Source organism: Haloechinothrix sp. LS1_15 (assembly GCF_033042135.1).
Lineage (GTDB): Bacteria > Actinomycetota > Actinomycetes > Mycobacteriales > Pseudonocardiaceae > Haloechinothrix.
Map to the genome: position 1 here is coordinate 80,522 of NZ_WBXM01000010.1, position 24,311 is coordinate 104,832.

Sequence of the window (24,311 nt, forward strand, 5' to 3'; positions counted from 1 at the left end):
AGATCACGGACTGAACACCGTGCTGACGAACGTGATCAGCGATTCGGCGGCGCTCTGGAGCATGCCGAGGATGCTGTGGACCATCATGGCGGCGCTGCCTGGCTGCGACATCACGAAGAACAGCACGAGTAGACCACCAACGATGATTGCGACCTTCTTCGCTTTCACGGCGATCGAACCTCGTCTCTCTCGTCACACGTGGCTAACGGAGCAAACAGTATCGTTGTACCGCACTCAGCGGCTGCACGGGAGGAAAGTCCCGCGCTTGGGGCAACATCTCCCACGATCAATCCCTGCTGACTACTCTCTGTTTTTACTATGATGCATGATGCCATCATCCGCTGTGTCGGCGGCGTTGTCTACGACGACACGGGCAGGATCCTGCTGATCAAGCGGGCGACCGACCCGGGCGAAGGGCTGTGGTCGGTCCCCGGCGGACGCGTACACCCCGGTGAATCCGACGCCAAGGCGCTGGTGCGGGAGCTGCGCGAGGAGACGGGGCTCGACGTCTGCCCCGGCGCGCTACTCGGCACCGTGACCAGGGGTCAGTTCGAAATCGTCGACTACGTCTGCCGCCGCACGGGCGGGCTGCTCCGTGCGGGCGACGACGCCGCCGACGCACGCTGGATCTCCGCAGCCGAGTACCGACGAATGGACCGGGACGGCCTGCTCGTCGACGGCCTGACCGACGCCCTACGTTCCTGGGATGCGCTCCCGCGGGGGTGATCGACCGGCAGCCGCGAACCGCAGTCCGCGCGTTGACCGTACCCGTGAGGAGGGCAACCGTCCCAGGCTTACACAGGCTCCAGCAGCCAGGTCATCCGCTGCCCGTGCGGCGCCGTCGTGGCCAGGATGCTCGCCCGCGGGGAGCCGCCGGACCAGCGCACCACGCCCAGGGTGCACTGCGCGGTACGGTCATAGGCCAGGTCTTCGCGCTGCCCACTGACGTGTTCGAGGCCAACCTCGTAGTTCTCCTCGCTGACCCACCACAGCGGGCGCTCACCTGCCAGCCGTGTCAGCTCGGCAAGGAACTCCTCGCGCCGCTGTTCCGGGAGGTAGGGCAGTGTGTGACTGGTCATCACCACCAGCGGCAGCTCGGCGGGCAGGCGTGCCGCCGTGGCGCCCAGATCGGCCACCGCGTCCCCGGCGACGAGCTCGACGGGGTGCTTGCGTTGCTCGTGGGCCGCAGTGCGGAGCAGCCTGGCGCGTTCCGGCTGGTCTGCCCAGACGCAGGCCTCCAGCCAGGCCAACTCCTCCTCGTCTGTGGCGTCGACAGGATGGCTGTCCAGCCCGATGCGCGCCCCGATGCGCAACTTCTTGGGCAGGTGCGGCATCCCGGCGCTACCGAACTCCAGCGAACAGTGCAAGCCGACGCTCGCCTTCGCGGGTCCCGCGGTGAGCTGCTCCCCGCCGTCGCACAGGTATCGGTAGGAGAACCGGTCCATCCCCAGCAGCAGCCCCGCGCTGCAGCCCACCTCGAGCAGCGCCACGGGACCGCCTGCCTCCTTCGCCGCGAGCGCCACCGCGGGGTAGAGCAGGGCGGCCCTGCCCACCTCGTTGGTCTGCGTGCGCCGGTGCGCTATCAGCTCCCTTGCCCGCTCGGCGCGCTCCAGCAGGAACTCCCGGAACAGCGGCCACGTCTCCCGATCCACCCCGTCGAATCCCCCCAGTGTGGGGTAGTAGCGCGACAGCGGGTGCAACGGCTCGGCCTGCACCAGCCGGTGGGCGGCCGCGAACAGCAAGGTGGGTCGGGCCTGCTCCGCGGGCGCGGCGGTGAGCAGCCCGGCGATGTCCTCGTCGTCGGCGGCCTGCGCGGCGAGGTGCTCGTACAGCGGGGACCAGCCTGCCGCTTCGTTCTCGGCGAACCGTCGCAGCCGCTCGGCGAGCTCGGCGAGCCGCTCGCTACTCATGGGGCACCGGCCGTCCTGGCTGCTCCCCACCACGGGCCTCGCCGTAGGAGCGCTTCGGCACCATCACCTTGCGCTGGAAGGTACACACCACGGTGCCGTCCTGCTTGTACCCGCGTGTCTCCACGGAGATCACACCCCTGTCGTCCTTGGAGCTGGAGGGCGTCTTGTCCAGTACCTCGGTCTCGCCGTAGATCGTATCGCCGTGGAAGGTCGGTTTCAGGTGCTTCAGCGAGGCGACCTCGAGGTTGGCAATCGCTTTGCCCGAGACGTCGGCCACCGACATACCGAGCAGCAGCGAGTAGATGTAGTTGCCGACGACGACGTTCTTGCCGAAGTCGGTGGTCTCTTCTGCGTAGTTGGCGTCGAGGTGTAGCGGATGGTGGTTCATGGTGATCAAGCAGAACAGGTGATCGTCGTACTCGGTCACCGTCTTACCCGGCCAGTGCTTGTATACCGCGCCGACCTCGAACTCCTCGTAGTAACGACCGAACTGCACGCCATTGCCTCCTTGCTCGTCGGTGGCCGATCGCCCCATCATGCTGCCCGATCCGATCACCACAGCGCCCGGCCCGCCCCGAGCTGCGAGCGAGGTCACGCCACGCCGGGAGCCGCACGCGACGGCGCGCTCAGGTTGGCCCCTGTGGTCGGATCGAAAAGCTGAACCGCATCGGCATCGAACCACAGTTCGGCGACCTCCCCCGCCCTCACCCCCGACGAGCCGGGCAGCCGGGCGACGAGCTGCGTGCCCTGCCGATCGATTCTCGCCGTGCCGGTCTCGGCGGCGACCGGGGCCGCCGGACCCGGCTGCTCGGGAAGCTCGACGTGCGCGTACTTGTCCGAGCCCACCGTCTCCACGACATCGACCGGGGCCGTGAGCGTCACCGCACGCCGCAGCACCTCCGGATCCGAGGGCGCGTGATCGGCCAGGTGCTCCGGCCGCAGCCCCACAACGACCCCCGCTGCACCCCGCGCGGGATCGCGCCGCTCGGTCGCGGCGCGTAGCCTGCCGGTCAGGGTGACACTGCCGAACGGACCGTGCAGCGCGCCGTCCGCGAGCTCGGCAGGCATCAGGTTCATCGCGGGCGAGCCGATGAACCCTGCCACGAACAGGTTGGCTGGGTGATCGTAGAGCTGCTGTGGGGAGCCGATCTGTTGTACGTGACCATCCCGCATCACCACCACCCGGTCCCCGAGCGTCAGCGCCTCGGTCTGGTCGTGAGTGACGTACAGCGTCGTCGTCCCCAGCTTCCGCTGCAGACGGGACACCGAAGTCCGCATCTGCACCCGCAACTTGGCATCCAGGTTGGACAGCGGTTCGTCCATGAGGAAGGCTTTCGGATCCCGGACGATGGCCCTTCCCATGGCCACCCGCTGGCGCTGCCCGCCCGAGAGGGCTGCGGGCTTGCGGTCCAGGTGTTCGGACAGGTCGAGGAGCTCGGCGGCCTCGGACACCGCGCGCCGCACCGTCGCGTCGTCGCGCTTGGCCAGCCGCAGCGGGAAGGCCATGTTCTCCCGCACGCTCATGTGGGGGTACAGCGCGTACGACTGGAACACCATCGCGACGTCCCGGTCGCGCGGCGCGCGCTCGTTCATCCGGACACCGTCGATCCGCAGCTCCCCTGCGGAGATGTCCTCTAGCCCCGCGACCATGTTCAGCGTCGTGGACTTGCCACACCCCGACGGCCCGACGAGGATCACGAACTCGCCGTCGGTCACCTCGAGATCGATCCCGGACACGGCCACCGCGCCGTCGTCGAACCGCTTGGTCACCCGGTCCAGCTCGATCGTCGCCATCGTTGTCCTACCCCTTCACCGCTCCGGAGGTCAGCCCCGCGACGATGCGGCGCTGGAAAGTCAGCACGAACACCACGATCGGGATCGTGATCACGACGGCGGCGGCCGAGATGGTGCCGGTCGGCTCCTCGAACTGCGCCGCTCCCGTGAAGAAGGCCAACGCAGCCGGAACCGTCCTGGCCGCCTCCGTCGAGGTCAGCGAGATCGCGAACAGGAAGTCGTTCCACGCGAAGATGAACACCAGGATCGCCGTGGTCACCATCCCCGGCGCCGCCAAGGGAACCACGACCTTGCGAAACGCCTGCGCGGGTGTGGCGCCGTCGATCATCGCCGCTCGTTCCAACTCGCGAGGGATCTCACGGAAGAACGCCGACAGCGTATATATCGCCAGCGGCAACGCGAAAGTCACGTACGGCAGGATCAACCCCGGCCAAGTATCGAACAGGCCGAGCCGGCGCTCGATCTCGAACAGCGGCGAGATCAACGAGACCTGCGGGAACATCGCGATCAACAACGAGACCCCGATCAGCGCCCGCTTGCCGGGGAAGTCGAGCCGTGCGACCGCGTAGGCGGCCATCGCGCCGATCACCACCGCGATGGCCGTCGCGATCCCAGCGATACCGATCGAGTTGATCAACGCACGGGTGAACAGCGTGGTACTGAAGATCTCCACGTAGTTGTCCAGCGTCACCTCACGCGGGACGAAGTTCCCGTCCCCGAACGTCGCCGGGGTCTTCAACGACAGCGACGCGATCCACAGCACGGGAACCAGCGCGTAGGCCACCACGGCGATATCGATCAGCGTCCAGCGCACCTTCCTCCCGGCAGCGCCCGAGAGCCACGGCGCCGTCATCGCCCGGCTCCCCGACCGCTGCCCGGCGCCGCGGTACCGAACAGCTTGATGAAGGCGAACGCGATGATCGCCACGGTGAGAAACACCAGCACCGACATGGCAGAGCCGATACCCAGGTTCAATCCGGCGAGCAGGTTCGTGTACGTCAGCATCGACACCGACGCGGTGTCGTGCTGGCCACCGGTCAGCACGAAGATGCTGTCGAAGACGCGGAACGCGTCGAGCGTGCGGAACAGCAGCGCCACCAAGATCGCTGGCTTCATCACCGGCAGCATCACCTTGGTGAACCGCTGCCACGCGTTCGCCCCGTCTACCGAGGCAGCCTTGAGCAGGTCGTCCGGCACCAGGGCCAGACCGGCCAGCAGCAGCAACGCCATGAACGGGGTCGTCTTCCACACCTCGGCACCGATAATGATCACCAACGCGGACCAGAAGTCGGTCAGCGGAGCCGCGTCCGGCCCCAGCAGCCGTGTCAGGTAACCGGTGTCCGTGTGCCAGGCGAAGTACCAGGAGAACGCGGCCACAACGGTGACGATCCCGTACGGCACCAACGCCGCGGTACGCACCACCGCGCGCCCGATCACTGCCTTGTGCATGATCAGCGCCAGCACCATGCCCAGCACGAAGCCGATGGCGACCTGCGCGACCGTGATCAGCATGGTGACCCCGAAGGCCGTCCACCAGTACCGGTTGCCCAGTACCGCGACATAGTTGGTCAGGCCGACGAACTCCCGCTCCTCGGGGAACCGCAGGTCGTACTGTTGCAGTGAGAGCCAGACCGAGTAGATGATCGGCCAGGCCGCCACCGCCAGCATGACGAGCACCGCCGGGGCGCACAGCCAGAACGCGAGCCTGCGTTCCGCCCGCTTTCCCGCGCCGAGTTCCGGGGTTGGATGCACGGCCGACCCGGTACGATCCCCGCCCTGCCGTGGCTGCTCGCTGGCGAACCGGCGGGTGCCATGGACAGTCACGGCAGGACCCCCCGCAGCTCCAGCGCGTCGGACAGCTCGTCGTTGAGGCGCTGCGCAGCGGCCTCCGGGTCCAACCTGTCCACAGGGGAGAGGATGCGCGACGTGACGGTGGAAACGTTCTGGTACGCGGGCGTCAACGGGCGCACCGCCGCGTCCCTGAGCGCCTCGAGAATCGTCTCGCGCATCGGGTACGCGGTGGCCATGCTGGGGTTGTCCGCCTGGTCGACCGGGCGGCTCGGATCCAGCGGCGTGTCGTCGGTGTAGAGCGCCTCGATGGTGGGCGGCACGCCGTCATGGATCGCGGAGAACTTCTGGTTCTCCACGTTACGCAGGCACAGTGCTGCCTCGAACGCCTCGTCGGTGTGCTGCGAGAAGGAACTGACCGCGATGTGGTACCCGCCGATAGTGGTCCGTGCGGGTTCACCCTCGCGGACCGCGGGATAGGTGGTCCACCTCATGGTCTCGAAGCGCTCCGGATTGCCCTCCCGCATCGCCGCGTAGACGTACGGCCAGTTCATCTGGAACGCCGCCCTGCTGTCGGTGGCTTCGAAAGCGTGCCGCACGTCCTCCTCCTGGGCGGTGATCAGCGCGGGATGGGTGAGGCCGGACGAGGCCACCCTGGCGAGCAGTTCGAGGCCCGCCACCACCTGCTCATCCATCACCACGCGCCTGCCGTCCTCGGAGATGATCCGTCCCCCTAGGGACGCCACGATCGTGTTGAACTGCACCACCAGCCCTTCGTACTGGGCCCCGGTGAACAGGATCTGATGCGGCTCACCCCGTTCGGCGAGCTTCGCCGACATCTTGAGCATCTCGTCCCAGGTTTCCGGCGGCTCCGGGGTGAGGGCCTCGTCGTACCAGAGCAGCTGCACATTGGTGTTCTTGGTGGCCGCGTACAGCGCGCCGTCCCATCGCGCGGTCTCCAGCGGGGCATCCAGCACGCCCTCGGTGGCACGCTCGGCATGATCGCCGGTCCACTCCTCGATCCACTCGGCCTCGGCGAACTCCGGGACCCAGGTGACGTCCAGCCCGAGGATGTCGAGATCGGAGTCGCCCGCCGCGAGCCTGCGCACCAGCTGCTCACGTTGCCCGTCGGCGTCGCGCGGCAGCTGCCGGTACGCGAGCTCGTACCCCTCGCCCAACGCGTCCGCGCACCGCTCGATGACGGTCGGGAAGTTCTCCTCGGGGGCGTAGTACACGGTGATGCGGTGTTCCGCGCGCGTCGCACACGCCGCCACGATCGCCGCTGCCGTCACGGTGACACCGAGCACGGCGCACCACCGGGTCCGGGGCCGCGCTCGACCGGGGAAGCTGCCCTGCCGGTACATCCCCACGCAACCTCCCGGTCCGGCTCGCGCACCCCACGCCCATGGCGCGGGCGGCCACCGGCCGCGCCACGCCGTGCCTCACCGACGTCGCACCGGCATGTCACCGGCGCTCAGGAGAGTGAAATCTAGTTCCGCCGCGCACCCCGCGCAACCGGGCCGTGGCGACAAGTAACCGGATGGCGCAACGCGCCACGCTCGGTCACGCCCGCGGTGGGGCCGACGGCCCGAGCGCTTGCCTGGCGAGCAGGTCGCGCCCCTGCTCGGCATGCCTCGGCTGGCACAGCACGTCGTAGCGAGCGGCCACGAGCTGGCTCGATGAGGAGAAGTTGCGCCGTCCCTTGGTGGAGACGTAACTGATGGCCGCAAAGGTGAGCCCGAACAGCACGCCCGCGGTCACGCCGACCGCCAGCGGGGTGTAGTCCACCCCTTCGGCGGCGCCGAACAGGCTCAGCAGCAACCCGATGAACAAACCGAACCACGCACCGGTCATCGCGCCCGTTCCCAGCACCTTGACCAGGGAGAGCTTGCCGACGATGCGCTCGACCAACATGAGATCCACACCGACGATGGTCACATCCGCGACGGGGAAGTCGTTGCGCGCGAGGTAGTCGACCGCGCCCTGCGCTTCCTCGTACGTGTCGTAACTGCCGATCGGCCACCCCGTCGGCGGCGTCGGCAATCGTGGGTGTCCCGCGGGCGTGCGCCCTGCGGGCGAGAACGGGTTCGTCACTGCATCACCTCTTGCGGCGGTTGAGGCCTGGCAGCCAACACACCGACCTCCACCTGGTTATCTACCCCTCCTACCGAGCGTAACTCGACTCGACAGGCGGTCACGATGTCGACACCATCACTCCCGCGGGGCATGCCCCGCACGTTCGCATGCTCACACGTCGTCACCTCACCGCGAGCAGCACCCGTACCGGCTGCCCGGCTTCGTCCGTCGCGCCGTCACCCTCGGCGACGACCTCGGTGTTCAGCCGCGACTCCGCGACCCCGTGTTCGGCCAGCAACCCGGCCAGCGAGGACGCGCGCAGGTCGGCGAGCCGTTCATCGGCGTCCACCGCGACCGCAACCACCGTCACCTCGGGCTCGCCGTCACCGCCCGCGACAACCGTCCCGGCCAGCTCCTCGGCGACCGCAACGGCCTGCTCGGTGGGCTCCGGTTCCTCGTCGGCGAACAGCTCGGGCGCGCCGGCGATCAGCTCGTCGAGCTCGCGCTGCCGCTGCGCGAGCACATCCTCGTCCACCGCACCGGGCTCGCCTGCCTCACCCCCTTGGCTGTCATCGATGTCCTCCCGATCGGCAGGTGCGGTCGCGTGGGCGGTGAGCTCGGCATCACCCGGATCCGGGCAGCCGCCCGTCGCCGTACCGCACGCGGTGACGAGCAGCGCGACCGACACGGTGAACACGCCTGCGAGCGCGCCACGCGCAGTGGCCGTCTCAGCCTCAGCTGTGCGACGTGTGCGCACCATACTCCCGGAGCAACCCCCTGCTGATGATGGTCTTCTGGATCTCGCTGGTGCCCTCCCCGATGAGCAGGAACGGCGCCTCCCGCATCAGCCGCTCGATCTCGTACTCCTTGGAGTAGCCGTAGCCACCGTGGATACGGAACGCCTCCTGGGTGACCTCCGCGCAGTACTCGCTCGCGATGAGCTTGGCCATGCCAGCCTCGACGTCGTTGCGCTGCCCGGCGTCTTTCATCCGGGCGGCGTTGACCATCATCTGGTGCGCGGCTTCCACCTTGGTGGCCATCTCGGCGAGCTTGAAGGCGATCGCCTGGTGCTCGGCGATCGGCTTGCCGAAACTCCGCCGCTGCTGCGCGTACTCGATCGCCAGCTCGAACGCCCGGATGGCGATGCCGCAGGCCCGCGCGGCCACGTTGACCCGGCCGACCTCGATGCCGTCCATCATGTAGGCGAACCCCCGCCCGGGAGCCTGCCCCAGCACGGCATCAGCACCGATCCGGTAGCCGTCGAAGTACGCCTCGGTGGTGTCGACTCCCTTATAGCCCATCTTGTCGATCTTGCCGGGAATCGTCAGGCCAGGGGCGACCTCGCCATAGCCCTCTGGCTTTTCCACCAGGAACGTCGTGAGGTTCTTGTGGGGCTTGTCCGCGCCCTCCTCGGTCCGCGCCAGCACCGCAACGAGGTTCGCCGTGGCCCCGTTGGTCAGCCACATCTTGCTGCCGTCGATGACGTACTCATCGCCGTCGCGTCTGGCCTTGGTCTTGATCGCCGCGACGTCGGAGCCCAGGTCGGGTTCGGACATGGAGAACGCGCCCCGAACCTCGCCGGTGGCCATCCGCGGCAGGAACCGCTGCTTCTGCTCCTCCGTGCCGTACCGGGCGATCATGTGCGCGACGATGAAGTGAGTGTTGATCACGCCGGACACGCTCATCCAGCCACGCGCGATCTCCTCGACCGCGAGCGCGTACGTCAGCAGCGATTCCCCCAGCCCCCCGTACTCGGTGGGGATGGTGAGCCCGAACAGGCCCATCTCCTTCATCCCCTCGACGATCTCTCCTGGATAGCTGTCCGCGTGCTCGAGCTCCTGGGCATGCGGAATGATCTCGGCGTTGACGAAGTCCCGCACCGTGGCGAGGATCTCGGACTGCACCTCGGTCAGTCCTGGGGTCTGGGCAAGGCGGGCCATCTGCACTCCTCGTCGACGTCGGCTCGGCTACCGTGCAGTATCCCGCGCCCGCCGATGCAGGCGACGTCGTGGGGGTTGGTCAGCGGGCGTGCCGCCCGTCACGCCCGCTGTTCCACCTGCTCGCCGTGCTCGCCCCCGGTGCTTGCCTGGCTCGCCGACTCCGCCCGGCCCTCTGGGCCGTCGCCGGATGCGGGTGACGAGCCCTCCGCGTCACCGGAGGTCGCCGACGACGTCAGGGACCGCCCCTTGCCCGCTGCCTGGGACTCACCGCGCTCCAGCTGCTCGGCTGCCTGCTGCGCACTCTCGACGGCCTCGCGCAGCGCCGTGCCCGCCTTCGAGTCACTTCTGGTGTTGGACTCCAGGAAGCGCAGCAGCTCGACGGGGAACGGCAACACCAACGTCGAGTTCTTCTCGGCAGCCACCTCGACCACCGTCTCCAGCAGACGCAGCTGCAACGCTCCAGGTGTGTCGGCCATCTGCGCGGCGGCCTGGGACAGCTTCTCGGAAGCCTGCAGCTCGCCTTCAGCCGAAATGACCCGGCCCCTGCGCTCCCGCTCGGCCTCGGCCTGCCGGGACATGGCCCGCTTCATCGTCTCGGGCAGCGACACTTCCTTGATCTCGACCCGATCGATGTGGATACCCCATCCCACGGCCGGGCTGTCGATCATCAGTTCCAGCCCCTGATTGAGCTCCTCCCGCCTGGACAGCAGGTCATCAAGGTCGCTCTTGCCGATAATGCTGCGCAGGCTGGTCTGCGCCACCTGACCGACCGCGTAGCGGTAGTTCTCCACACTCACGACCGCCTGGACAGGGTCGATGACTTTGAAGTACACCACGGCGTCGACGCGGACGGTCACGTTGTCCCGGGTGATGCCGTCCTGGCCGGGAATCGGCAGCGTGACGATCTGCATGTTGACTTTCCGCATGTGATCCACGCCGGGGATGATCGCGTGCAGTCCCGGCTGCCGCGGCGTCCCGTTCACCCGGCCGAACCGGAACACCAGTCCACGCTCGTACTGCCGCACGATCCGCAGTCCCGAGCTCCCCACCAGCGCGAGCCCGAGCACGACCAGGATCACCGTCAGAAACACTGTCTCCATCGCGGTCACCCGCTCTCCGACGAGAACGTTCCGTCGCCCCCGATGCTACGCCGCTTCGGACGGGTACCGGCTACTTTTTCCGCCATCGGCCGCCGAACGGAGCACGATCGATCGGGCATCCCGTGCCCGGCCGGCACCTACCCCGCGACGTGCGGCGTGACGTGGTGCACGTGGCGCACGCCTGCGGCGATGCCGGGCCGTGAACCCGTAGCATGGGAGCGAGGACGTAACCAGGCAGACACCCGAGCGAAGAAGGTCCTTCCCGTGACCACCACGCAACAGCTACCCACCGACGAGGACGTGCGCGGCGCGCTCGCGACCGTGCAGGACCCCGAGATCAACAAGCCGCTCACCGAGCTCGGCATGGTCAAGGACATCGACGTGGCCGCCGACGGCACGGTGACGGTGGGCATCTACCTGACGGTGGCGGGCTGTCCGCTCAAGGAGAAGATCACCAACGACACCAAGGAGGCCGTCGGCGGGCTCGACGGGGTCCGTGACGTGCAGGTCGAGCTGGACGTGATGACCGACGAGCAGCGTGCGGAGCTGCGCCGCTCGCTCAAGGGCGACGCGGCCGAACCGGAGATCCCGTTCGCCCAGCCGGGCTCGATGACGCGGGTGTATTGCGTGGCCTCCGGCAAGGGCGGGGTCGGCAAGTCCAGCGTCACGGTGAACCTGGCGGTCTCCATGGCCCAGCGTGGCCTGTCGGTCGGCGTCGTCGACGCCGACATCTACGGTCACTCCATCCCGCGTATGCTCGGTGCAGGGGAGAAGCCCACCAAGGTCGAGGACATGATCATGCCCCCGCAGGCCCACGGGGTAAAGGTCATCTCGATCGGCATGTTCACCCCAGGCAACACGCCGGTGGTGTGGCGCGGGCCGATGCTGCACCGTGCGCTGCAGCAGTTCCTCGCGGAAGCCTTCTGGGGTGACCTCGACGTCCTGCTGCTCGATCTGCCACCCGGTACCGGCGACATCGCCATCTCGGTGGCGCAGCTCATCCCCAACGCCGAGATCCTGGTGGTCACCACGCCACAGCAGGCCGCGGCGGAGGTCGCCGAGCGCGCTGGCGCGATCGCGCTGCAAACGCGCCAGCGGATCGCCGGTGTGATCGAGAACATGTCCTGGTTCGAGGCCCCGGACGGTAGCCGTATGGAGCTGTTCGGCTCCGGTGGTGGGCAGTCGGTCGCCGACTCGCTCACCAAGGCCGTCGGCGCCGAGGTCCCGCTTCTCGGCCAAGTGCCGCTGGACCCGAGGCTGCGTGAGCAGGGCGACTCCGGCACCCCCCTGGTGCTCGCCGAACCGGAAGCCACCGCCTCGGTGGTGCTGCGGGAGTCCGCCAAGGCGCTGTCCACCCGTGCTCGCGGCCTCGCTGGGAAGATGCTGAACCTCTCCCCCGCGGGCAACTGACACCGTGTCCAGGGCCTGAACACGGGCGTGGTGCGCGGGAGTGCGCGCTACGGCACGCACCAGCCGCCGGTGAGGTGTCTACGTCGCGTCCGGATCGACCGGGGGACGTTCCCCCTGCTCCAGCGATTGCGCGACGCCGCGGCTACCGCCGTTGCTCCCGCTCACCGCCGGTGAACGCGTCGACCTGCCATCGGCGCGATCCAGCTCACGCAGACCGAGCGGGTCCGAGTCCCCGTCGAACAGGTGCTGCCGCACCGCTCGCTTGGGGTGGAAGTTGCGCAGTTCGTTCAGCTCCGCCAAGGGCTTGCGGAACTCCTCGAAATCCGGCCCGAGATCGCGGCGCAGCTGCTCCCGCGCGCCATTGGCAAACTCCCGCACCTTGCGGACACCGCGACCGAGCCATGCCATGGCTTCCGGCAACCGCTCCGGGCCGAGCACGAACAGGCCCACCACGAGGATCACCAGGATCTCGCCCCAGCCGATGCTGCTGAACACCCGAACTCCTCCTGCCGTGCGTCGAGCACAGCCTACCGCGACGGGTGCGAACGTTTCCAGCGGTCAGCGCACTGGCAGGTGTCGCTGACGGATCAATCACTATCGAGTGTGACATCGACCGTGAGCTGACGGCCGTCCCGCACCAGCGTCACCGGCACCACCTCGCCCGGCTCGTACCGCCGCACCGCAACCACCAGCTCGGCCGCGTCCCGCACGGTGCGGTCACCGACCTCGACGATCACATCCCCTTCGGCGATCCCCGACTCGGCGGCGGCGCTGTCACCATCGACCTCGCGCACCTGCGCACCCTGCGAGCTGCCCGAGGACACCGAGCCGGCACGCACGCCGAGCTGGGCGTGCGTCACCGCCCCGTCGCTGATCAGCGACTCGGCGATCGCGACAGCGTCGTCGACCGGGATGGCGAAGCCCAGCCCGATACTGCCGCCCTCACCCTGGGTGTCGCTGGTACGGATCAGCGAGTTGATCCCGACCAACGCCCCGGTGGAATCCACCAGGGCACCGCCGGAGTTTCCCGGGTTGATCGCGGCATCGGTCTGGATGGCGTCGTAGGTCACCGGTGGATCCCCACCCTGCCCCGGTGCCGTGATGGGCCGGTTGACGGCGCTGACGATCCCCTGCGTAACGGTGTTCTCCAGGCCGAACGGCGAGCCCATCGCGATCACGCTGTCGCCCGGCGTCAATTCCTCCGACCGCCCCATCTCGATGACGGTCGGGTTGCTCACGTCGACCCTGATCACGGCGAGATCGGTTTTCGGGTCGCTGCCGACCACCCGCGCCTGTCCGCGCGTACCGTCCGTGAACACCACCGTGACGTCCTGGTCCTCGTCGTCGACGGCGGCGGCGATGACGTGATGGTTCGTGATCACGTACCCATCGGGATCGATGACAACGCCGGAGCCGACCCCGCCTGCGGCCCCGGCGGTGACCTCGATCGACACCACCGCGGGCGCGACGCGCTGCACGATATCGGCCACCGAACCCGCAGGCCGTTCTTTGCCCGCGTCCGCCTCGGCGATGGTCACCTCTCCGGTGAGCTCATCGCCGGTGGAGGCAAGCCACCAACCCACACCACCGCCGACCGAGCCAAGCACCAACGCGAGCGCGCTGAGCACCGCCAACGCCGCGGGTTTCACCCGCCTCCCGAACAGCACCTCGGACAGGCTCAGCATCCCACCGGCAGCGCGTCCGCCGTCCGCGCCGCCGCGCGTCTCATCGGCGGGCAACGCGGGTCCGCCGAGCGCGGCCGCGGATCCCGGATCACGCCACGGATCGCCGAGGTGGGACCAGAGCGGTTCGGGTGTCGACCCGACCGCGCCGTTCCCGTCACCGTGGCGCGTTTCGTGCGGGGGGCGCTGCAACGACACCGTCTCGTCGTCGCCCTGCTCCCTGCCGAAGGCTTCGGCCAGCGGCGCGGCGGGCGGCTCGACCGCCCGCGTAGCCCCGTCCGGCGATGCCGTGGGCTTGCGTTCGGTGTCGAAACTGCCCTGAACCCCGTCCGGCCTGCCGAACACGGCTGCCGCCTGCGGATCGACCTCCGGCTTGTGCAGCGGACGGGGAGGCAGCCGCGGCTCGCCGTCCCGCTCCTGCGGGTCCCGCCCGTCCGAGCTCGGCTGCTGGTGATGCGGACTGTCGCTCATCGCTCCCCGGAAGACGCTACGTGGCCAGGACGCCGGTACACGGCAACACGCGGGATGCGTCCCCGCATCCCGCCGCACACTTTAGTCTCTCCCCGTTGGGGTGAAGTCAGCGTTTCCCGTCGGCGGAGCGTCCTTGGCCGATCGGCCGGCCGCCCAGCCCGTCGCCGGCGCCGAGCGGAGCGCTCGATCCCAGCGGCGCCGAGCCGAACGCGGTGCCGCGCTCGGGCCGCTGCACGGTCACGACCTGGCCATCCTCCGATACCGCGATGTTGTCCGGCCCGGCGGGAAGCTCCGCGCGTTCGGGAATCGATCGCAGGTTGGCCAGCAAATCCGCGGGCGCGGCTGGGGTGTCCGCGTCGTGAACGGCGCTGCGCGCCTGGCGCTGCGCGGCGACCTCGCCCGCGCAGCTGGCACACTGCGCGACATGCGCGGCCGCCCGCTGATGCGCGCCGAAGGACAGCTCACCGTCGACGAACGCGACGACCGCGTCGGGCAGCAGATGGGACTCGGGAAGCTGCCAGCCGGAGCCCAGCCGCGACGCCGAGGCCGGCAGTCGCATCCTGCGATGCCACCCTCGTCCAACGCCACTTCCTAGCCCAGTCATTCCGTCACCCTCGACTCATGTTCCTTGCCTGCTTTGCGCCGTTCCAGTGACGCTCGCAGTGCCTGCCTGCCACGGTGAATCCTGCTACGAACGGTACCGAGCTTCACCCCGAGGGTCGCGCCGATCTCCTCGTAGGAAAGCCCTTCGACGTCACAGAGCACGACGGCCGCCCGGAACTCCGGCGGCAGCTCGTCGAGCGCGGCCTGCAGGTCGGGGTCCAGGTGCGTGTCGGAGTACACCTGTTCCGGGCTCGGGTTGTCACCGACGACGCGGTCGGTGTCCTCCGGCAACCCCTCCATCCGCACCCGGGAGCGCCTGCGCACCATGTCGAGGAACAGGTTGGTAGTGATGCGGTGCAACCAGCCCTCGAACGTCCCAGGCTTGTACGACGCCAGCGAGCGGAACACGCGGATGAACGTCTCCTGCGTGAGGTCCTCGGCATCGTAGGGGTTGCCGCTGAGCCGGTAGGCCAACCGGTACACCCGGTTGGCGTGGGTACGCACGACCTCGTCCCACGTCGGCGGGGTCCATGTACCGTCCGCCAGCGTGTCGAAGTCCGCCACCCCTTCGGCCGCGGCCGCGGTCGCCATACCAGGTGTCGTACCCGACGTCGACTCCGTTGCCATGGTGTCCGTCGTATCTCCGTTCGTCGTCCGACCAGTACCGGTGGGATCCGTGGGTAGCCTCATCACGAGTACTCCCTACTGCCGTATGTAACGCGGGTACACCGCCGGTTGTTCCCGAGCGATCCGATTCGAGTCTGCCCGCGGCATCTGGGGTTTCCCGTAGAGCAAGCTGATAAACCCCTGAGAACGGCGACCTCGGCTGCCTCGTTCGACGGTCGGGTGGGTCTGCGCCACTTCGCGCCGTGATGCCGCTAACCTCGACGTGTGAACCCCCGGACCCCCGCAACCGGTATCGCCGGTCTCGCTGAGTACAGCGAGGGCTACCCGACCGAGGACGACGTGCTCGCCTCGGCGCGTGCCGCGGCCGACAACCTGGGATGCCCGTGCACCCCGTCACACGCGGGTGCCACACTGCGGTTCTTGGCCACGGCGCTGTGCGCGCGCGCCGCCGTCGAGGTCGGCACCGGGGTCGGGGTGAGCGGGCTGTACCTGCTCCGGGGCATGGCGCGCGACGGGGTTCTCACCTCGATCGACATCGAACCCGAGTACCATGCGGCTGCCCGTGCCGCGTTCACCAGGGCGGGCTTCCCGACGAGCAGGGCACGGCTGATCGCAGGGCGGGCGGTCGACGTATTGCCCCGGCTCGCCTCCGGCGGCTACGACCTGGTCTACGTCGACGCCGCTAAGGTCGAGTACCCGCACTACTTCGAGCACGGTGTCACGTTGCTGCGGCCCGGCGGAATCATCGCCTTCCACGGGATCAACGCGAACGGCCGGTTCGCCGATCCCACCGTCCGTGACCCCGGCACGCAGGCACTACGCGAACTCGTCCGTACGGTCGCCGAGGACGAACGGCTGGCACCCGTGCTGCTGCCCGTGGCAGACGGCCTGCTCGTGGCCTCCCGCGCGGGCGACGGCTAACGCGGGCGGTCCGCTGGCACGGCCGCACCCGACCGGTGAACCGCGGTGACGGCCAGCACGGCACAGGCCAGCCACGCGGCGACCACGGCGACGAGCGCGCGCCAGCCCGCGACGGCGAACACGACGCTGCCCACCGTCCCACCCACGGTGCTGCCGAGGTAGTACGCGAGCGTGTACAGCCCGGAGGCCTGTCCTCTGCCTCCTGGGCGAGCCTCGCTCGCCGCCCAACCGCTGGAGACCGCGTGCGCGGCGAAAAAGCCCCCGGTCAGCACCACGAACCCGGCGATGACGACGCCGATGGAGCCGCTGACCGTCATCACGGTTCCCGCCGCCATGACCGCGACCGCGCCAACCACCGAGCGGTACCTGCCGAAACGCCCGACCAACCTGCCAGCCAGCGACGACGACACCGCGCCCATGGCGTAGGCGAGGAACACCAGCGAGGCGACCGCGGGCGCCAGACCGAACGGCGGCTCGGTGAGCCGGAACGCCGCGGCGTTGTACAACGCCACGAAGGCGCCCATGCCCAGCAGCGCCACCGAGTACTGCGCCAGCAGCACCGGCCGCACCAGCGCCGCGCCCAGTCCCCGCAACGCCGCGGCAGCCGAGCCCGGCGCACTGCCGCCGGTGGCACGCTGCGGACCGTCGCCGATCCGCCCCAGCGCCAACACCGCTACACCCGCACAGACGAGCGAGAGCAGCGTGGAGATCGTCAGCCCGGCCCGCCAGCCGAGCCAGTCGGCGTTCATCCCGGTGGCGAGCCTGCCAAGCATGCCCCCGATGGTGTTGCCAGCCACCATGGCTCCCACCGCTCCCGCCACCGCCCTGGCACCGAGCCGCTCGGCGAGGTAGGCCGCGGCCACCCCGGGGAAGCCTGCGATGGCCACGCCCTGCAGGGCACGCATGACCAGCAGGGCGGGATAGGTCGGGGCCACCGGGATGAGCAGCCCGAGAAGTACCGAGCCGATGAGCGAGGCCACGATCACGGGACGCCTGCCGACGAGTTCGGACAGCATGGCGATAGGTAACACGGCCACCGTCAACCCGCCGGTCGCGGCGGTGACCGCCAGCGATGCCGTTCCGGGATCAAGCGAGAACTCCGCGGCGATCTGCGGCAGCACCGGCTGCGGCGCGTACAGCAGCGCGAACGAGGCCACCCCAGCGGCGAACACCGCCACCGACACGGTCCGGGGACGTACGCCGGTCCCCGCTCGCGCGCGTGCGCGGCTACCGTGCCTGGCCTGGAACACCACGAACGTCGATGGTAAGCGCGGCACCGGCCGGCGCCGCCGTGATTGTGGGGGACCAGACACGGTGGGGTGAGCCGAAGGGACCCCCGGGTACCGCATACGCACCGGAGGAGGCCTTCGGCTCGCCCGGCGAGCCGGGTACGCGGTTACGCGTAACTCGCGGCGAACTCGACAAGGGTTCGGGCGCCGAAGCCGGTGCCACCCGGCACCACCTCGCGGTAGCTGTCCTCGGCCCTGGCCGGTCCGGCGATGTCCAGGTGCGCCCACGGGAGGCCGCTGGTGAACTCGCGGAGGAACAGCGCGGCCGTGATCCCGCCCGGCCCGCTCGGAGTCTGCTTCACGTCGGCGACCTCGCCGGTGACGGCATCGGCGTGCGCGTCGAGCAGTGGCATGCTCCACCAGGACTCGCCTGCCAGCTCTCCCGCATAGCACACCCGCTGCGCCAGCCCACTGTCGGTGGCGAACACACCGCCGGTCCGCAGACCGAGAGCCACCTTCATCGCGCCGGTCAGCGTTGCCACATCGACCACCGCGTCCGGCGCGAACCGTTCGATCCCGTAGGCGAGCGCATCGGCGAGCACGATCCTGCCTTCGGCGTCGGTGTTGCCGATCTCGGTGGTGCGGCCGCCGTAATGGCGAACGACATCGCCCGGCCGGTACGCCGAACCGGACAGGTGGTTCTCGGCGGCGGGCACCAGCGCGGTCACACGGACGGGCAACCGCAGCTCGGCGATCGCGCGTACCGCCGCGATCACCGCACCGCCCCCGGCCATATCGGTGCGCATGAGGTGCATACCGTCGGCTGGTTTGAGCGAGATCCCCCCGGTGTCGAAGGTGATGCCCTTGCCGACCAGGAGGAGGTGCGTAGCCGCTTGCGGAGGTTCGTAGGTGGTTTCGATCAGGCGTGGCGCGCTCGCGGATCCCCCGCCGACGGCGAGGACACCCCCGAAACCGTACTCGGCGAGCCACCGCTCGTCCCGCACGGTGACGTCGAGCGCGACCTCGGCGAGGAGCTCTCGCGCGGTGCGGGCGAGCCAATCCGGGGTCTTGATGTTCGACGGGGCGTTGGCCAGGTCGCGTGCCACTCCCGTCGCCGTAGCGAGCCGCTCGGCGCGGCGCACCGCCTCCCGGTAATCCGCTACGCCGTCACGGTCACCATCATCGTCACCGGGCAGGAGCAACCACACCCCGGGTACCGGAGCGGGGTCGGCCGCGCTAACCCGGTAGCGGTACGACCCGAGCATCACCCCGTAGACGAGATCGGCCACCGCGTCCGCCGCCAGATCGTCCGGCAGCTCGACGGCGATGTCCGGTCGCCACCGATCCCCGGGTACGGCCTGCGCTTCGGCGTCGGCCACCACGGCACGGATCAATGCCGCGCCCGTCTCGCGGTACTCGTGCCGCCTGCCGTCCCCGGTACTCACCAGCCAGCGCGGGGCGACCGAGGGGTCACTGACCCGGCGCACCTCGCCCGCCTCGCCACGGGCACCGAGACGAGCCATGATCGTCGGGTAGCTGCGCGCTCCACCGTGCTCTCCTGACGGCGCGGGTACCTCAACCACCTGCGTACTGTCCCCACCGTCCGACTCGCGCGTCTCGGCGATCGCGGCCCCTGCGACCAACGCCGCCAATGGCATCGCGTCCGCGTCACCACGCGCCGCGGTAACGCGGACGGTGGGTAACGCGGTCGGCACCGGGGGGACGACCGTATGCGAACTCGACACCGTCGCCCTTCGTTTGCCTATGCCGTTGTCCTGCCGTGTTCCCGGGACCCTATGCGTGCTCGGTTACCCCGTTGCCTCCTGCAGGGCGACACAGAGGTCCTTGGCCTCCTCGGCCGTAATCTCGACCACGAGCCGGCCACCGCCTTCCAGCGGTACCCGCATCACCAGACCACGTCCCTCCTTCACAACCTCGAGGGGACCATCTCCGGTCCTGGGCTTCATGGCCGCCATAGCGTGCTCCCTCCGTATCAACCAGCGCGCCCGGATCGCGCTCGCCAAAGCAAACCGGGTCGACGAGGCTCGGTGAGCGGACGGGGCCAAGCCGGTCCGCCCGCACCCACGCGCACCCGCCAATGAAACCTCACTACACCATTGTCCCCTATCGTCGATCTCGCTGCGAAAGTGGATGGCCCCAACCGGTCCATATCGGTGCAGGTATGCGGCTCACAGTCGGCGCGGGGAGGGCTGGCCCGGGACAGGAGTTTCCCCATGGACCCGCGATGCGGCAAGCTGGCAGGCGCGAGACGCGCGATCGCGGGGGATCTCCGGGCAGTGTTACCGGCGGTCACCTGCCCTCGCACCGACCACAGCTAACCCGACAGGAGGGAACAACGTGACAGCCGAGGCGGGCGCCAGCACCAATCCGGATGCCGACGTCGTCACGACGGCCGACGCCGAGGGGGTACGCACCATCACGCTCAACCGGCCGGCCTCCTACAACGCGCTGAGCGTGGCGTTGAAGGAGCGGCTGCTGGCCGAGTTGACCGCGGCGGCGCGCGACGACGACGTGCGTGCCGTGGTGCTCACCGGCGCGGGCGCGGCGTTCTGCGCGGGCCAGGACCTCAAGGAGCACGTCAACCTGCTGCTGGCGGATGACCCGGCCCCGCTGCGTACCGTGTCCGAACACTACAACCCGATCGCTACGGCGATCGCGACGATGCCGAAACCGATCATCGCCGCGGTCAACGGTTCGGCGGCGGGTGCGGGAGCCGCCTTCGCTTACGCGGCCGACCTGCGTATCGCGTCGAGCTCGGCGAACTTCGTCATGGCCTTCGCAGGCGTCGGCCTCGGCTCGGACTCCGGCGCGTCGTGGACACTGCAGCGGCTGGTCGGGTACGGCCGCGCGCTCGAGCTGATGCTGCTCGGCCGCAAGGTGCACGCCGAGGAGGCCGCGCGGATCGGGCTGGTTTCCGAGGTGGTCGACGACGGCGAGGTCGTCTCCCGCGCCCAGCAAGTGGCGGCACAGCTCGCGGCGGGGCCGGGCGTGGCCTACCGCAAAATCAAGGAAACGCTGGCCGCGGCCAGCGGCAGCACCTTCACCGAGGCGCTGGCCGCCGAGGAGGCAGCGCAGGCGGAACTGGGCGCTACTGCCGATCACCGCGAGGCCGTCGACGCATTCGTCAACAAACGCAAGCCCACGTTCAGCGGCCAGTAGGTGGCGCATCGAGGACGAGCCGAAGGACTCGTTGGGTACATATCCGGTACCGAAGGAGTCCTTCGGCTCCCCCATCCGAGCGGGTCTACTCCGCCAGCCAGCAGCCCTCGACATGGTCGTCGACCATGCCGGTGGCCTGCATGAGCGCGTAGCATGTCGTGGGGCCGACGAAGGAGAACCCCCTGCGTTTGAGCTCTGCGGCCATGGCGCGGGAGGCCGGGCTGGTCGAGGGCACCGCGTCCGGGCTCGTGGGTCGGGTGTGTTCGGCAGGGTCAGGGGCGAACGACCACAACAGCTCGTCGAGTGAGAGTTCGAGCCCAGGGATCAACCGAGCGTTGGCGATCACCGCTTCGATCTTCGCGCGGTTGCGTACGATCGCCTGGTTCTGCACCAGCTCCTCGACGTCACCGGCGTCGAACTCGGCGACCCGCGCCGGATCGAACCCCGCGAAAGCACGCCGGAACGCCTCCCGTTTGCGCAGGATCACCAGCCACGACAGGCCGGATTGGAAGGACTCGAGGCACAGCCGCTCGAACATCGCGATCTCACCGGTCAGCGGGACACCCCACTCGGTGTCGTGATACACCGCATAGTCGGTGGCGCTGTTCGCCCACGGGCACCGTGCGAGACCGTCCTGTCCGAGCAGCAGACGGTCGTCACCGGCGACCTCGTGCGACTCGTCCTCGCCAGCGGCCGCCTCGACGGCCACCGCGCCCGACCCGTCCACCTGCCGGTCGCCCGAATCGCTGCCCGACTCCTTGCCTGACACCCGCCGCGCCCTTCTACTGGCCCTGCGTCTCCTGGTCGATCGGCACGCCCGCCTCCGAGCACCGCCGCTCCAGCATCGCCACCCTGTCACGGAGCTCGTCGAGCTCGTGACCGAGCCGCTGCATCACCCAATCCACCTCGCTCATCTTGTACCCACGCAGCACCACCTGGAACGTCACCCCCGCGACGTCAGCGCCGGTGACGTCCTCGGCTGGCAGGCGGGTCGGCGACGTACCCGGCGGCAGCGGTTCCAGCTCCTCGCCCCTGCCGAACACGACAGCGGCCAGCAGGAACACCACCGCCCCGACGAGCACCATCACGAGCAGGTAGATGAGCATGGTGGTCACGCGACGATCCTGGCATACCGAGCGTGACACGGTGCAGCGACCGCGTACCACGCCGGTGGCGCGCTACCGGCGGCCAGCTCGCGCGCGGTACCGGCACATGGGCGGGCGGTCCGCGATGGTGACCGTGGTGTCTTTCGGCAACCACTCGCCCGCGACCTGGACGAACTGGGTCAGCGTCGCCTCCCGGTCCTGCTGCCAGCCGGTGACATCACCCGGCACGCATCGCGCCACGACCGTACCGAGGATCTGCCTGGCCATCACGCCCAGCTGCAACAGCGAACGGTTACGGTGCTTGCGCACCCCCAGGTTGACCTGCGCGAGGCAGCTGACACCGTAACGCTCCTCGGCATCGAGCAGCAGCCCGATCTCGACGCCGTACCCCGCGGCGAACGGAACCGATTCCAGTAGCTCGCGGGTCGCCGCGTACTCACCACCGAGCGGTTGGATCAACCCACCGAGCGCGGGCCGGAAGACATCCAGCGCCGGGCGGGCCAACAGCTCGGTGACCCGTCCCCCGCCGGAATCCCGCTCCTCGTTCTCCAGCCGGAGCGGCCGTCGGTAGAAGCCCTTCACCATGCGCACCCCCTCGTCGCACAGCAGCGGACCCAGCAGTCCCGGGACGAAGGCCGGATCGGGGTCGACCAGGTCGGAGTCGAGGAACACCAGGATGTCCCCTGTGGTCGCCGCCAGCGACCGCCACAGCGCCTCACCCTTGCCAGGGACGGGCTCGACGTCCGGCAGAACCTCCCGCCAGTCCACCACGCGCGCGCCCGCCGCTGCCGCGCGCTCCGGCGTGCCGTCCGTCGACCCCGAGTCGAGCACGATCAGCTCGTCCACCAGCGTGCCAAGCAACGGCAGTACCGAGGTGACCACGTCGCCGACGGTGTCCGCCTCGTCGAGTGCGGGAAGCACCACCGAGACCGTGCGACTCCCCTTGGCACGCTCCAGCTGCCACCGAGACCACGGCTGTTCCTGGTAGGTGCGGGGGGCGTTCACGACCCCGCCTTCACTCCGCGGCACCGTCCGGGCGTGCCTGCGCGGCGCCCGCGGTGACAGCGCGCAGCAACCCGGAGGGTTCGCGGTCGACGGCGAGCGCGTCGCGGTTGGCCGGGTCCAGGAATCCCTCTGCGACCATATGGTCAACCATGCGCAGCAACGGCTGGAAGAACCCGGCCTCGTCCAGCAGGCCGAGCGGCTTGCCGTGCAGCCCCAGCTGCCGCCATGTCCAGATCTCGAACAGCTCTTCCAGCGTGCCGATCCCCCCTGGCAGCGCGATGAACGCGTCGGCCAGACCAGCCATCATGGCTTTGCGCTCGTGCATCCCGGCGACGATGTGCAGCTCGGTGAGCGTGCGGTGTGCCAGCTCCCTGTCGACCATGCTCTCCGGGATGACCCCGGTGACTTCGCCGCCTTCTGCGAGCGCGGCATCGGCGAGCACACCCATGGTCCCGACGTGTGCCCCGCCGTAGATCACCCGGATGCCCTCCCGCGCGAGCAACGTGCCCAGCTCGCCCGCCCGCTCGGCGTAACGCTGCTCGGAACCCGTGGCGGATCCGCAGAACACACAGATGGCATCGATTCCCGTCTCCACACCCCGGAGTGTAAGCACCGGCCAGGACAGCCCAGCCGCGCAGGGCGGGCGGGTGCCTTCGCCCCACTGCGGGTGGGGCGTTCCTAGTGGGTGGCCTCCCAGCTCCGGTAGGCCTCGCCCACCACGGCGACCGCGTCGGCGAGGTCGTCGGTCAGGTGGAGCAGCTTCATGTCGGACTCGCTGATCTTGCCGTCGGCGCACACCGTGCGCTCGATCCAGTCGTACAGCCCGCCCCAGTAGTCCGAGCCGAACAGCACCACAGGGAACTTGGTGACCTTCTTCGTCTGGACCAGCGTCAACGCCTCGAACAGCTCGTCAAGGGTGCCGAACCCACCGGGGAGGCAGATGAACGCCTGCGCGTACTTGACGAACATGGTCTTGCGGGTGAAGAAGTAGCGGAAGTTGACACCAAGGTCCACCCACGGGTTGAGCCCCTGCTCGAACGGCAGCTCGATACCGAGGCCGATGGACAGCCCACCTGCCTCGGACGCTCCCCGGTTGACGGCTTCCATCGATCCCGGCCCGCCGCCGGTGATGACCGCGAAGCCCGCGTCGACAAGGGCGGCACCGAGATCCTGGCCGAGCTGGTACTCGGGCTCGTCCCGACCGGTCCGTGCCGAGCCGAAGACGGTCACCGCCCTCGGCACCTCGGCCAGCGCGCCGAACCCCTCCACGAACTCGGACTGGATCCGCAGCACCCGCCACGGGTCGGTGTGTACCCAGTCCGTCGGCCCCCTGCTGTCCAGCAGGCGCTGGTCGGTGGTGGTCGCCTCCACGCGCCTGCTACGGCGGAGGACCACCGGCCCCCGGTGCTTCTCCCTGGGGTGTTCCGGGTAGTCGAACCCGGCGTCGGTGTCGTGATCAGCCACGGCCG

27 protein-coding genes are annotated in these 24,311 nt (G+C 69.3%); 4 read left to right on the plus strand and 23 right to left on the minus strand.

What is annotated here, in order from left to right:
• Positions 1-3 precede the first annotated feature (3 nt).
• Positions 4-168, minus strand: coding sequence for a hypothetical protein (locus F8178_RS15600; protein WP_317495540.1), 165 nt, complete (start codon positions 166-168; stop codon positions 4-6).
• Positions 169-318: 150 nt separating this feature from the next.
• Here F8178_RS15600 and F8178_RS15605 point away from each other — a divergent pair, with 150 nt between their 5' ends.
• Positions 319-726 carry an NUDIX domain-containing protein gene (locus F8178_RS15605; protein WP_317495541.1) on the plus strand — a complete coding sequence of 136 codons (408 nt, stop codon included), beginning with the start codon at positions 319-321 and terminating at the stop codon, positions 724-726.
• 68 nt (positions 727-794) lie between these two features.
• On the opposite strand, the gene F8178_RS15610 is transcribed toward F8178_RS15605, so the two are convergent.
• The 10 genes from F8178_RS15610 to F8178_RS15655 all read right to left on the minus strand — a co-directional run bounded on the left by F8178_RS15610 (position 795) and on the right by F8178_RS15655 (position 10,608).
• A complete protein-coding gene (locus F8178_RS15610) occupies positions 795-1,910 on the minus strand; it encodes a DUF2332 domain-containing protein (protein ID WP_317495542.1) in 1,116 nt (371 codons plus the stop codon).
• Positions 1,903-2,406: a MaoC family dehydratase gene (locus F8178_RS15615; protein ID WP_317495591.1), complete on the minus strand. Its 504-nt coding sequence runs from the start codon at positions 2,404-2,406 to the stop codon at positions 1,903-1,905. Before F8178_RS15615 ends, F8178_RS15610 begins: the two co-directional genes overlap by 8 nt.
• A 95-nt stretch (positions 2,407-2,501) precedes the next feature.
• Complete coding sequence (locus F8178_RS15620) at positions 2,502-3,704, minus strand: sn-glycerol-3-phosphate ABC transporter ATP-binding protein UgpC (RefSeq protein WP_317495543.1); 1,203 nt, start codon at positions 3,702-3,704, stop codon at positions 2,502-2,504.
• Positions 3,705-3,711: 7 nt separating this feature from the next.
• Complete coding sequence (locus F8178_RS15625; RefSeq protein WP_317495544.1) at positions 3,712-4,557, minus strand: carbohydrate ABC transporter permease; 846 nt, start codon at positions 4,555-4,557, stop codon at positions 3,712-3,714.
• On the minus strand, positions 4,554-5,456 hold the full coding sequence (locus tag F8178_RS15630; protein ID WP_317495592.1) for a sugar ABC transporter permease: 903 nt from the start codon (positions 5,454-5,456) through the stop codon (positions 4,554-4,556). The genes F8178_RS15625 and F8178_RS15630 overlap by 4 nt, the downstream gene beginning before the upstream one ends.
• A 68-nt stretch (positions 5,457-5,524) precedes the next feature.
• On the minus strand, positions 5,525-6,856 hold the full coding sequence (locus F8178_RS15635) for an ABC transporter substrate-binding protein (RefSeq protein WP_396345620.1): 1,332 nt from the start codon (positions 6,854-6,856) through the stop codon (positions 5,525-5,527).
• A 199-nt stretch (positions 6,857-7,055) separates the two neighbouring features.
• A complete protein-coding gene (locus F8178_RS15640; RefSeq protein ID WP_317495546.1) occupies positions 7,056-7,586 on the minus strand; it encodes a general stress protein in 531 nt (176 codons plus the stop codon).
• A gap of 163 nt (positions 7,587-7,749) precedes the next feature.
• The gene (locus F8178_RS15645; RefSeq protein ID WP_317495547.1) at positions 7,750-8,328 is read right to left on the minus strand and encodes a hypothetical protein; all 579 of its coding nucleotides are present in this window, start codon (positions 8,326-8,328) and stop codon (positions 7,750-7,752) included.
• Positions 8,303-9,508 (minus strand): acyl-CoA dehydrogenase family protein, encoded by a 1,206-nt coding sequence (locus tag F8178_RS15650; RefSeq protein WP_317495548.1) that lies wholly within the window; start codon positions 9,506-9,508, stop codon positions 8,303-8,305. The genes F8178_RS15645 and F8178_RS15650 overlap by 26 nt, the downstream gene beginning before the upstream one ends.
• Before the next feature lie 98 nt (positions 9,509-9,606).
• Positions 9,607-10,608 carry a slipin family protein gene (locus tag F8178_RS15655; protein WP_317495549.1) on the minus strand — a complete coding sequence of 334 codons (1,002 nt, stop codon included), beginning with the start codon at positions 10,606-10,608 and terminating at the stop codon, positions 9,607-9,609.
• 264 nt (positions 10,609-10,872) lie between these two features.
• Here F8178_RS15655 and F8178_RS15660 point away from each other — a divergent pair, with 264 nt between their 5' ends.
• Positions 10,873-12,018, plus strand: coding sequence for an Mrp/NBP35 family ATP-binding protein (locus F8178_RS15660; protein ID WP_317495550.1), 1,146 nt, complete (start codon positions 10,873-10,875; stop codon positions 12,016-12,018).
• Positions 12,019-12,096: 78 nt separating this feature from the next.
• Here the strand turns inward: F8178_RS15660 and tatB are convergent, their stop codons facing one another.
• The 4 genes from tatB to sigE form a co-directional block, all read right to left on the minus strand.
• The gene (tatB, locus tag F8178_RS15665; protein ID WP_317495551.1) at positions 12,097-12,513 is read right to left on the minus strand and encodes a Sec-independent protein translocase protein TatB; all 417 of its coding nucleotides are present in this window, start codon (positions 12,511-12,513) and stop codon (positions 12,097-12,099) included.
• A 92-nt stretch (positions 12,514-12,605) separates the two neighbouring features.
• Positions 12,606-14,171, minus strand: coding sequence for a trypsin-like peptidase domain-containing protein (locus F8178_RS15670; RefSeq protein WP_317495552.1), 1,566 nt, complete (start codon positions 14,169-14,171; stop codon positions 12,606-12,608).
• A gap of 106 nt (positions 14,172-14,277) precedes the next feature.
• Entirely contained in the window at positions 14,278-14,730 is a 453-nt protein-coding gene (locus F8178_RS15675; protein ID WP_396345623.1) for an anti-sigma factor family protein, read from the minus strand.
• A gap of 41 nt (positions 14,731-14,771) precedes the next feature.
• Complete coding sequence (sigE, locus tag F8178_RS15680; protein WP_317495553.1) at positions 14,772-15,464, minus strand: RNA polymerase sigma factor SigE; 693 nt, start codon at positions 15,462-15,464, stop codon at positions 14,772-14,774.
• 201 nt (positions 15,465-15,665) lie between these two features.
• On the opposite strand from sigE, the gene F8178_RS15685 reads away from it, so the two are divergent.
• On the plus strand, positions 15,666-16,322 hold the full coding sequence (locus tag F8178_RS15685) for an O-methyltransferase (RefSeq protein ID WP_317495554.1): 657 nt from the start codon (positions 15,666-15,668) through the stop codon (positions 16,320-16,322).
• On the opposite strand, the gene F8178_RS15690 is transcribed toward F8178_RS15685, so the two are convergent.
• The 3 genes from F8178_RS15690 to F8178_RS15700 form a co-directional block, all read right to left on the minus strand.
• Complete coding sequence (locus tag F8178_RS15690; RefSeq protein WP_396345626.1) at positions 16,319-17,575, minus strand: MFS transporter; 1,257 nt, start codon at positions 17,573-17,575, stop codon at positions 16,319-16,321. The genes F8178_RS15685 and F8178_RS15690 overlap by 4 nt on opposite strands.
• A gap of 143 nt (positions 17,576-17,718) precedes the next feature.
• Positions 17,719-19,074, minus strand: coding sequence for a leucyl aminopeptidase family protein (locus tag F8178_RS15695; protein WP_317495594.1), 1,356 nt, complete (start codon positions 19,072-19,074; stop codon positions 17,719-17,721).
• 285 nt (positions 19,075-19,359) lie between these two features.
• Positions 19,360-19,527 (minus strand): DUF3117 domain-containing protein, encoded by a 168-nt coding sequence (locus F8178_RS15700; protein WP_317495555.1) that lies wholly within the window; start codon positions 19,525-19,527, stop codon positions 19,360-19,362.
• Between the two features lie 382 nt (positions 19,528-19,909).
• On the opposite strand from F8178_RS15700, the gene F8178_RS15705 reads away from it, so the two are divergent.
• A complete protein-coding gene (locus tag F8178_RS15705) occupies positions 19,910-20,731 on the plus strand; it encodes an enoyl-CoA hydratase-related protein (RefSeq protein WP_317495556.1) in 822 nt (273 codons plus the stop codon).
• Positions 20,732-20,816: 85 nt separating this feature from the next.
• Here F8178_RS15705 and F8178_RS15710 read toward each other — a convergent pair whose 3' ends face one another.
• From F8178_RS15710 to F8178_RS15730, 5 genes are all read right to left on the minus strand, one after another.
• Positions 20,817-21,380 (minus strand): DNA-3-methyladenine glycosylase I, encoded by a 564-nt coding sequence (locus F8178_RS15710; RefSeq protein WP_317495595.1) that lies wholly within the window; start codon positions 21,378-21,380, stop codon positions 20,817-20,819.
• A gap of 133 nt (positions 21,381-21,513) precedes the next feature.
• Complete coding sequence (locus tag F8178_RS15715) at positions 21,514-21,846, minus strand: DivIVA domain-containing protein (RefSeq protein ID WP_317495557.1); 333 nt, start codon at positions 21,844-21,846, stop codon at positions 21,514-21,516.
• 63 nt (positions 21,847-21,909) lie between these two features.
• Positions 21,910-22,842: a glucosyl-3-phosphoglycerate synthase gene (locus tag F8178_RS15720; RefSeq protein WP_317495558.1), complete on the minus strand. Its 933-nt coding sequence runs from the start codon at positions 22,840-22,842 to the stop codon at positions 21,910-21,912.
• 10 nt (positions 22,843-22,852) lie between these two features.
• Entirely contained in the window at positions 22,853-23,425 is a 573-nt protein-coding gene (locus tag F8178_RS15725) for a TIGR00730 family Rossman fold protein (RefSeq protein ID WP_317495596.1), read from the minus strand.
• Between the two features lie 95 nt (positions 23,426-23,520).
• Positions 23,521-24,306, minus strand: coding sequence for a TIGR00730 family Rossman fold protein (locus F8178_RS15730; RefSeq protein WP_317495559.1), 786 nt, complete (start codon positions 24,304-24,306; stop codon positions 23,521-23,523).
• Positions 24,307-24,311 lie beyond the last annotated feature (5 nt).